Annotated in this window: 9 protein-coding genes; 3 read left to right on the top strand and 6 right to left on the bottom strand. The window is 57.7% G+C overall.

Going from position 1 to position 9,879, the window contains the following annotated elements:
* Positions 1 to 207 (top strand): hypothetical protein (locus R6W86_RS05040; RefSeq protein WP_410328289.1); only part of this gene is annotated, 207 nt, incomplete at its 5' end.
* A gap of 78 nt (positions 208 to 285) precedes the next feature.
* On the opposite strand, the gene purT is transcribed toward R6W86_RS05040, so the two are convergent.
* Genes purT through R6W86_RS05020 form a run of 4 tightly spaced genes read right to left on the bottom strand, consistent with a single transcriptional unit; the run spans position 286 to position 2,785 of the window.
* Complete coding sequence (gene purT, locus R6W86_RS05035) at positions 286 to 1,482, bottom strand: formate-dependent phosphoribosylglycinamide formyltransferase (RefSeq protein WP_410328288.1); 1,197 nt, start codon at positions 1,480 to 1,482, stop codon at positions 286 to 288.
* A 1-nt stretch (position 1,483) separates the two neighbouring features.
* Positions 1,484 to 1,666, bottom strand: a complete 183-nt coding sequence (locus tag R6W86_RS05030; RefSeq protein WP_410328287.1) for a DUF1289 domain-containing protein — start codon at positions 1,664 to 1,666, stop codon at positions 1,484 to 1,486.
* A complete protein-coding gene (locus tag R6W86_RS05025) occupies positions 1,663 to 2,196 on the bottom strand; it encodes a gamma carbonic anhydrase family protein (RefSeq protein WP_410328286.1) in 534 nt (177 codons plus the stop codon). Before R6W86_RS05025 ends, R6W86_RS05030 begins: the two co-directional genes overlap by 4 nt.
* A gap of 1 nt (position 2,197) precedes the next feature.
* Positions 2,198 to 2,785 carry an NUDIX hydrolase gene (locus R6W86_RS05020; protein ID WP_410328285.1) on the bottom strand — a complete coding sequence of 196 codons (588 nt, stop codon included), beginning with the start codon at positions 2,783 to 2,785 and terminating at the stop codon, positions 2,198 to 2,200.
* Positions 2,786 to 2,882: 97 nt separating this feature from the next.
* Here R6W86_RS05020 and R6W86_RS05015 point away from each other — a divergent pair, with 97 nt between their 5' ends.
* Complete coding sequence (locus tag R6W86_RS05015; RefSeq protein ID WP_410328284.1) at positions 2,883 to 3,437, top strand: NUDIX hydrolase; 555 nt, start codon at positions 2,883 to 2,885, stop codon at positions 3,435 to 3,437.
* Here the strand turns inward: R6W86_RS05015 and R6W86_RS05010 are convergent, their stop codons facing one another.
* Both R6W86_RS05010 and purL read right to left on the bottom strand, forming a co-directional pair.
* The gene (locus R6W86_RS05010; RefSeq protein ID WP_410328283.1) at positions 3,438 to 3,749 is read right to left on the bottom strand and encodes an NGG1p interacting factor NIF3; all 312 of its coding nucleotides are present in this window, start codon (positions 3,747 to 3,749) and stop codon (positions 3,438 to 3,440) included.
* A 415-nt stretch (positions 3,750 to 4,164) separates the two neighbouring features.
* The gene (gene purL, locus R6W86_RS05005) at positions 4,165 to 8,070 is read right to left on the bottom strand and encodes a phosphoribosylformylglycinamidine synthase (protein ID WP_410328282.1); all 3,906 of its coding nucleotides are present in this window, start codon (positions 8,068 to 8,070) and stop codon (positions 4,165 to 4,167) included.
* A gap of 279 nt (positions 8,071 to 8,349) precedes the next feature.
* On the opposite strand from purL, the gene mltF reads away from it, so the two are divergent.
* Positions 8,350 to 9,867 (top strand): membrane-bound lytic murein transglycosylase MltF, encoded by a 1,518-nt coding sequence (gene mltF, locus R6W86_RS05000; protein ID WP_410328281.1) that lies wholly within the window; start codon positions 8,350 to 8,352, stop codon positions 9,865 to 9,867.
* Positions 9,868 to 9,879: the final 12 nt, after the last annotated feature.

The raw sequence follows: 9,879 nt of genomic DNA, 5'->3' as shown, positions 1-9,879 counted from the left end.
CACCTTGTCAACCGCTTTCTGAAGAAATCTGAAATCGTTTTTCTTCAGCGCTTTCAAACAGTTACCTCCTCCGGGCCGCCGCTGTCTCAGTGGCTTGTCCCTCAGAAGTGGTGCGCATTCTACAGCCCTCAGGAAAACTGTCAACGACCAATTTCGGTTTATTTTCCAGAGCTTCGGTATCCACCTATTCGACCGGTTAAACGCTGAACAGTTCGTTCAAAAACCATACTGAGAATGCACCACCCTGCAATTACCCGGAGGCACGCAATCCACCCAGGGAGAAAATCAGACCTCTACCTTTACTGCAGCGGCAGCGTTACGGGCCTTTACCCTGGCCTCTTCTATTGACTGTCCCCGGGCCAGCGCCACCCCCATCCGTCGCCTTCCTTTGAGTTCGGGCTTACCGAACAGGCGCAGCTGTGTATCCGGCTCTGTCAAAGCAGATTGCAGATCAGCGTATGCCACCTCGCCGGAATCACCTTCGGGAAGTACCACCGCCGATGCGCTCGGGCCGTTCTGGCGGATAGCGGGAACCGGCAGACCAAGGATCGCGCGAGCGTGAAGCGCGAACTCGGAAAGATCCTGGGAGACCAGCGTTACCAGACCGGTATCATGGGGGCGTGGAGATACTTCGGAAAACCAGACATCGTCTCCCTTAACAAACAGCTCCACGCCGTAGATTCCGTAGCCTCCCAGGTCTTCAACCACGGCGGCGGCGATCTCACGGGAACGTTCCAGCGCCTTCGCTGACATCGGCTGGGGTTGCCAGGATTCCCGGTAGTCTCCATCCTCCTGGCGATGACCAATCGACTCGCAGAAGGAGATCCCATCACGATGACGCAAGGTCAGAAGGGTGATCTCATAATCAAAGTCCACGAAGCCTTCAACGATCACCCGCCCCTTACCGGCGCGCCCCCCGCTTTGCGCATACTCCCAGGCAGCCTCGATATCACCCTCGGTCTTGACCGTACTCTGCCCTTTACCGGAGGAGCTCATCACCGGCTTGACCACCAGGGGTAAACCAATCTCCCCTACAGCCGCCAGATAATCCTCTTTGTTACCGGCAAATCGGTAGGGTGACGTGGGCAGGCCAAGCTCCTCGGCAGCCAGCCGACGAATCCCTTCCCGGTTCATGGTCAGGTTAACCGCCCGGGCAGTCGGGATAACCCGGTACCCCTCTTTCTCCAGCTTCACCAGTTCCGGGGTAGCGATCGCCTCGATTTCCGGAACAATGAGGTCCGGTTTCTCCTGTTCGATCACTGAACGCAGCGCAGCAGCATCAAGCATATCGATCACATGGGAGCGATGAGCAACCTGCATCGCCGGCGCATTGGCATAGCGATCAACAGCGATTACCTCCACGCCGTAACGCTGCAACTCGATGACCACTTCCTTGCCAAGTTCACCGGAGCCGCAAAACAACACCTTGAAGGCATTGTTCTTTAAAGGAGTACCGATACGTACGCTGCTGTTATCTGTCATGTCAGAGGGCCACCTTTTCTTCTCGCTTTGCCACCTCGCGCAGGACTTTCCTACGCTCGTCATTGGTCATCTGGGTCCAGCACAGGATTTCGTCCCCCGTACGATGACATCCGATACAGACATCGTTCTCGTCCAGGGCACACACACTCACACAGGGTGAGCGGACTTTATCGGATACGTTCATTTATCAGGATCGCAGGCTGTCAGTTGTTGAATGTACCGGGCGCCATTCTCGACGTAATGGGCTGCACTCATCTCCAGCATCTTCTTCTGGTTGTCGTTCAATTCACGTTTGATCTTGCCGGGGGAGCCGACAACCATTGAACCGTCCGGAATCTCCATGCCCTCCGGGATCAGGGTATTGGCACCGATCAGGCAGTGCTTGCCGATCTTGGCGCCATTGAGCACAACCGCGTTGATTCCGATGAGAGAATAGTCGCCGATCTTACATCCGTGAAGCATGACCTTGTGGCCAACTGTCACCCCCCGACCAAGGGTCAGAGGAATCCCGGGATCGGTATGAAGCACCGAGCCATCCTGAACATTGGTTTCCGGGCCGATGGTGATCAGTTCGTTGTCACCACGGATCACCACGTTGTACCAGACACTGCTCTTTTCCATCAGCTTGACGTTGCCGATCACGGTCGCATTATGAGCAACAAACTGGTTGTCGCCTTCCAGCTGCGGCCTGCGATCTCCAAGCTCGTAAAACATGTCAGCCTCCTTGAGGGGGTTCCAGCAAATCAATCCGGGAATCGTACACGGCGTTCAGGAAGTCAACCAGAACCACCGCGGACAGGCCCCATATCTGGTAACGCTCCCAGCGATAGCAGGGAACGTAGAAAGTATTGTTGAGAAAACTGAGTGCATCGGTTCGTTCCCGGCGGTCCTCCAGGAAAAACGACAGGGGAACCCGGAACACGCTTTCGATTTCCGCCGGGTTGGGCTCGAGCGAGTGATCAGCGGGCACCACCCCAACGTAGGGAGTCACCAGGATACCGTATCGGGACATGACCTGACTCAGCGGGGCTATCACCTCCACCTGATCCGGTGGCAAACCGATTTCCTCATGAGTTTCCCGCAGCGCCGTCGCCGCCAGGGAAGGATCCCCGGGATCCCGCTTGCCACCGGGATAGGCCACCTGCCCCCGATGGGTGCTCAGATTGGAGGAACGAAGCGTAAACACCATTTCCGGATTGCGGGGATCATCGGTAACCGGCACCAGGATCCCGGCTTCGGGATAATCAAGGGCGAGCTGTTGTGGGGCATAGCCAGCCAGTCGCTCAGTGAGAAAATCTCGCAAATCTGGTCTCCCGGGAACTTCTTTCTGTTAGGTGGGACAGCAGCAGTCGGTATCGTTAAACTGACTACCAAAACCAATTCAGTATACGGGGAAAATCATGAAGTACTGCAGCACATGCGGCCATCCGGTGGAACAACGCATCCCCGAAGGCGATAACCGGCACCGCTATGTCTGTGTCAGCTGCGAGACCATACATTACCAGAACCCGAGGATTATCGCCGGTACGGTTCCGATCTGGGAAGGCAAGATTTTGCTCTGTAAACGCGCCATCGAACCCAGGTACGGTTACTGGACCCTTCCTGCGGGGTTCATGGAGAACGCCGAAACCACCATTGAGGCCGCAGCGCGGGAAACCCGTGAAGAGGCCCTGGCCGAAGTGGATATCCATGGCCTGTTCTCAATCATTGATGTTCCACACATCAACCAAGTGCACATGTTTTACCGGGCCACTCTTATCGGGGGCCGATTTGGCGCCGGGGAGGAATCCCTGGAGTCCAGATTGTTTGCGGTAGAGGACATCCCCTGGGATGAAATCTCTTTCCCAACGGTCCGCAAAACCCTGGAACTGTTCCTCGAAGACATGAAGACAGAAAACTACCAGATTCACCTCAAGGACATCCGGCGCCCGATGTCTGCCTCAGGCAAGGCCTGATCAGAGAACCTCGATTCGGAATATCTCATAGGCAGGCTCCTCATAGGGATGAGCCTGCTTGAGCGCTTTCAATGCGTCATGAATAAGACTGTCCGCACAGACCAGCTCCACCTTGAACTCATCCACTATCTCGACTTCACCCTGCGAACCAAGATAGGGATCACTGCCTTCCAGCGGACGGAATTGGCCCTGCCCCCTGCATTGCCAGGCACAACTGTCGTAGTCACCGATCCGGCCTGCCCCAGTCGCAAATAATGCCTGCTTGGTTTGCTCAAGGTGAGATTCCGGAACGAAATAGCACATCTTGTACATGAAACCTCCTGTGAGATCGGATATTTTTTGTACAGATTAATAACTTAGAAACTTACCCACAGAATCTGTGGATAACTCTGGGGAAAGTTTTTGGGAACATTCCCGGAACCCCCATGATTACTGGACTCCACTCAAATTGGCGACAAAATGGCCCAACTCATAAATATTTTATATTTCAATGGGTTATAACATCCGGCGAATTATTGAACCAATTTCCCGGGTTTTGTGCACAGATCACACAACGAAGCATTAGGAGTGTGCATAAAGTTATTGAGTCAAGGGGATTTTTGCAAAATCCGGGACATTTTTTCCTTGAAAACCGCCCTGAAAAGGAGCATAGGCCAAAACAAAAAAGCCGGTGCCGGAACATACTCTCAGGGAGCATCTCCGACACCGGCTTCCGGTTCAGTATCGCTTAACCTAACCAGCGTCTCGCATTACGGAACATCCGCAGCCAGGGTCCATCTTCCTGCCAGCCCTCCGGGCGCCAGGAATGCTGAACGGCACGGAAGACCCGCTCCGGATGCGGCATCATGATGGTAACCCGCCCATCCCGGGTGGTGACGCCCGTGATACCTTCCTCGGAGCCGTTCGGGTTGTAAGGGTAACGCGTAGTTACCTGGCCCCTGTTATCGACATAGCACAAGGCAACCAGTTCGTTCTCGGACAGTGCCCCGGAAGACGCACCGGAAGCAAATTCGACCCGGCCCTCACCATGGGCGACCGCGATCGGCATCCGGGAACCGGCCATACCGTCGAGGAACACGGACGGCGAGGAAGCGACTTCCACCATCACCAACCGGGCCTCGAACTGTTCGGACTGGTTACGCACGAAGCGCGGCCAACCTTCACTACCCGGAATCAGCTCGTGAAGATTGGACAGCATCTGGCAGCCGTTACAGACGCCCAGCGCGAGCGTATCCTGGCGGTTAAAGAATTGGGCGAACTGATCCCGGACACGATCGCTAAACAGGATGGACTTTGCCCAACCCTCGCCAGCCCCCAGGACATCGCCGTAGGAGAAGCCACCGCAGGCTACCAGGCTGTTGAAAGCATCCAGCGTAACCCGCCCGGCGAGCAAGTCACTCATGTGCACGTCAACCGCCTCGAAACCGGCACGGTCGAATGCCGCTGCCATCTCCACCTGGCCGTTCACGCCCTGCTCACGCATGACCGCGACTTTCGGGCGTGCGCCGGTATTGATGTAAGGGGCAGCAACGTCCTCGTTGAGATCGAAGCTCAGATCAACATGCAGACCCGGATCTTCTGCATCCAGCAGGTTATCGAACTCTTCCTGGGCACAGTCGGCATTATCCCTGAGGGACTGGATCCGGTAGCTGGTCTCCGCCCACAGACGCTGAATTTCCTTGCGAGGCTCGTCCACCACTTTCTCACCCTCGAAGCTCAGGCGCAGGCGATCGTCCTCGTTCAGGGTACCGATTACACTGGTGTGATCGCCCAGGCCAGCGCCGGAGAACTGCTGCAGAACGAAGCCGGTGTCCTCGCGGCGAACCTGGATGACCGCCCCGAGTTCCTCGTTGAACAGTTCACGGGCGAACTGTGAGGCATCTTCAGCCAGGCCATCGAGCTTGATATCCACACCGGTACGACCGGCAAAGCACATTTCCGCCAGGGTGACGAACAGACCGCCGTCGGAACGGTCGTGGTAGGCAAGCAGTTTTCCGTCCGCATTCAGGCCCTGAATGACTGCAAAGAACGCCTTGATGTCTTCCGGGTCATCCAGATCCGGTGCCACCGCACCCACATGGCGATAGACCTGTGCCAGGGCGGAGCCGCCAAGACGGTTCTGGCCGGCCGCCAGATCCACCAGGATCAGGTCAGTTTCACCGGCATCGGTGGCCAGTTCGGGCGTCAGGGTACGGGCAACGTCGGTCACCGGCGCGAAACCGCTGATGATCAGGGAAAGGGGCGCGGTCACACTCTTCTGCTCACCGCTCTCCTCTTCCCAGGTGGTCTTCATGGACATGGAGTCCTTGCCAACCGGGATGGTGATACCCAGCGCCGGGCACAATTCCATGCCCACGGCACGCACGGTTTCATACAGGTTTTCGTCCTCACCCGGATGGCCGGCCGCGGCCATCCAGTTCGCGGACAGGCGAATATCGGACAGGTTGGCAATCGGCGCCGCCACCAGGTTGGTGATCACTTCACCCACGGCCATACGACCGGATGCCGGCGCATCAATGACCGCAACCGGGGTGCGCTCGCCCATGGCCATGGCTTCACCGGTGCGCACGTCGAAGGAACTCGCCGTGACTGCCACGTCGCTCACCGGCACCTGCCAGGGACCAACCATCTGGTCGCGGGCCACCAGACCGGTAATGGTCCGGTCACCGATGGTGATCAGGAAGCTCTTGGAGCCTACAGACGGCAAACGGAGCACCCGGCGGATTGCATCGTTCACATCGATCCTGGTGGAATCGAAGATTGGCTTGGTGAACGAGGAGCGGCTGACGCTCCGGTGCATACGGGGCGGCTTGCCGAACAGGACTTCCATCGGCAGATCCACGGGCTTGTCGTCAAAGTACGAATCGCCAAGTTCGAGGTGATGCTCTTCGGTGGCCTCGCCTATGACGGCGTAAGGGCAACGCTCGCGACGACACAGGGCATCGAACAGATCCAGGTTCTCCGGCGCAACCGCCATCACGTAACGTTCCTGGGACTCGTTGCACCAGATCTCCAGCGGAGACATACCAGGCTCATCACTGGGAATATCACGGAGCTCGAATTTGCCGCCGCGGCCACCGTCCTTGACCAGCTCAGGCATGGCGTTGGAAAGACCACCAGCGCCGACATCGTGAATAAAGCAGATCGGGTTTTTGTCACCCATCTGCCAGCAGCGGTCAATAACTTCCTGGCAGCGACGCTCCATCTCAGGGTTGTCCCGTTGCACGGAGGCAAAATCCAGGTTCTCATTACTGGTGCCGGAATCCATGGATGACGCCGCACCGCCACCCAGGCCGATCAGCATCGACGGGCCACCCAGTACGATCAGCTTTGCACCTACCGGAATGTTGCCCTTCTCCACATGTTGCTCACGAATATTGCCAAGGCCGCCGGCAATCATGATCGGCTTGTGGTAGCCGCGCACTTCCTCACCGGCCGGACCCGGCACCTTCTCCTCGAAGGTACGGAAATAACCCGCCAGGTTCGGGCGGCCGAATTCGTTGTTGAACGAAGCACCGCCAATCGGGCCCTCGATCATGATATCCAGCGCGGAGACGATCCGGTCCGGCTTGCCGTAGCCGATTTCCCACGGTTGGGGATCATCCGGCAGGTTCAAGTTGGATACGGTGAACCCCGTCAGCCCCGCCTTTGGCTTGGAGCCACGACCCGTGGCGCCCTCGTCCCGGATCTCGCCGCCGGAACCGGTGGCAGAACCCGCCGCCGGCGCGATCGCCGTCGGGTGGTTATGGGTCTCCACTTTCATCAGGATGTGGATGTCTTCCTCGTTGTAACCGTAAACACCGGTCTCGGGGTCCGGGAAGAAACGGCCACCGCGGCTGCCACGGATCACGGAGGCGTTGTCCTTATACGCGGACAACACACCCTCGCTATTCATCTCATAGGTATTCCGGATCATCGCAAACAGGGATTTCTCCTGGCCCTCACCATCGATATCCCAGGATGCGTTGAAGATCTTGTGGCGGCAATGCTCGGAGTTCGCCTGGGCAAACATCATCAGCTCGACGTCGGTCGGGTCACGCTGGAGATCGGTGAAGGATTTCACCAGGTAATCAATCTCGTCATCCGCCAGCGCCAGGCCCAGGTCCCGGTTTGCTTTGACCAGGGCGTCACGATCACCCGTCAACACCGGTACGCGGCCCAGGTTGCGGGGCTCTTCGTGACTGAACAGCAGTTCGGCGCCGCCCATCTCGTGAAACACCTTCTGGGTCATCCGGTCATGCAGCAGCGCTGCGATCTTTTCACGCTGATCCAGGCCAAGTTTCCTGGTGGCCCGAATGTAATAGGCGACACCCCGTTCAATGCGATGGACCTGACGCAATCCGCAGTTGCGGGCGATGTCTGTCGCCTTGCTCGACCAGGGGGACAGGGTGCCGGGTCTCGGTACCACCAGGAACAGAACACCATCCGGCTCCTCTACCGGAACGCTGGGCCCGTAGACCAGGAGGCGGTCGAGAATGGCCTGCTCTGATTCGGAGAGATCAAACTCCAGGTCCACAAAGTGCATGAACTCTGCATAGACGTGCTTGACTTCAGGAACAACCTCCTGAATTCGGGAATGCAGTTTGCGGGAGCGGAATGGCGAAAGCGCGGGTGCGCCGCGAAGTTCAAGCATGATATCAACCTGTATCGCGCGAAAAGAGGAAGTCCGGTGCTATTTGAAAGGCCGCAATGATACTTGAAAGCGCATCGAGGATACAGCGCCGGTGCGGTTATTCCGGACTGTAAAATTGACATTATTTTGCACGTTAATTGAGCAATTTTATTGACCATTCGTGACGGGGCGGGGATCATGGTTAGCGTGGCAACGGACGCTACGCACAGCATGACAAAGGAATACGCTCAGCGAAACTGGGCGTATGTGGCTGATACAGCTGCTACGGAGATCAGGGATTTGTCCAGATTTTTCAATCACCTCGGCGCCTTTCCGGCGCATTTTGCGTTTCTGTTAGGAGCCACGCTGGCTCTGACGGGTTGCTCGCGCCCGAGTACCGTCCAGGAAATACAGAATGAAGGTGTTCTCCACGTCATTACCCGGATTGCACCCTCCATGTATTTCGAGGGTCGAGAAGGGGTAACGGGCTATGACCATGAGCTCGCAAAGCGGTTTGCCGACGAAATCGGTGTTGAGCTGAAGGTGCGCATCGCCGAGGACAACACGGAAATCCTTTCGGTATTGGAGCGCAACTTCGCCCACATCGGCATGGCCGGAGTGTCCCTGCAGCCCGACTTCAAGGACAGATACGAGGCCATCCCGACCGGCATCCAGGCCCAATCCGTTGTAGTCTATCACCGGGACATGGAACACCCCGAGTCCCTTGAGTCCCTGGCCGGGCAAACTCTCCACCTGGTTGCCGACAGCGATCACGAACACCTCCTGGAAGCGTCGGCTTCCGAGGGAGACATTTCATGGGAGATTCATCCGGGCCTCGATGCTCCCGGCGTTCTGGCACGGGTTGAGAGCGGCGAATTCCCGTTTGCCGTGGTGTCCTCCAACGAACTTGAGCTTAACCACGTTTTTTACCCGCATGTGAAGGAGGCGTTCAGCCTCGGCGAACCGCGGGAACTGGTATGGCTGTTCCCGAAAGAACAGGACGGCACCCTGGCCGAGGTCGCCGAGCAGTTCCTTCAGCGGCTGCGGAACGACGGTGTGCTGGCGCAATTGTCCGAGCGTTTTTACGGGCACCTGGACCGGTTGAACTATGTCGGCGCCCGCACTTTTATGCACCACGTGGAAAACCGCCTTCCGAAGTACGAGAAGCTGTTCCGGGACTATGCCCGGGACTTCAACATGGACTGGCGCCTGCTCGCGGCCATCGGTTACCAGGAGTCACATTGGCGGCCGAATGCGGTCTCACCTACCGGTGTCCGCGGCCTGATGATGTTGACCCGCAACACGGCAAGCTACGTCGGCATCAACAACCGGCTGGACGCGGAGGAAAGTATTCATGGCGGTGCCAAGTACTTCCAGATGGTCCACGACAAGATACCGGAGAGAATTCCCGAACCGGACCGCACCTGGTTTGCCCTGGCCTCCTACAATGTCGGCTTCGGCCACCTGGAAGATGCCCGACGACTGACCGAAAGCGCTGGCAAGGATCCAGATCGCTGGATGGACGTTAAGGAATTCCTGCCGCTGCTGGCCCAGAAAGCGCATTACACCAAGACTCGATACGGCTTTGCCCGTGGCCAGGAACCGGTGATCTACGTGCAGAATATCCGCCGCTACTACGACGTGCTGGCAAGGGTGATAACGCCCGCGCCTCCCGCGAAACCGGAGGAACCGCAAATTGTGGGAATCGAGCCCGAGACAGCTTCCGCCGATTCCGGCAGCACCCCGGAAGAGCCGGCAACTTCCGCGCTCAGGGCCAGCCTGCCCAAAGATCTGGGGCTGATCCCACCCACTCTCTGACGCATGCGGCGA

This window comes from Marinobacter sp., assembly GCF_046484525.1.
In the GTDB taxonomy this organism is placed as follows: Bacteria; Pseudomonadota; Gammaproteobacteria; order Pseudomonadales; family Oleiphilaceae; genus Marinobacter.
Note: the sequence above shows the minus strand (reverse complement) of the source record. Positions and strands in the feature narration are given on the sequence as shown.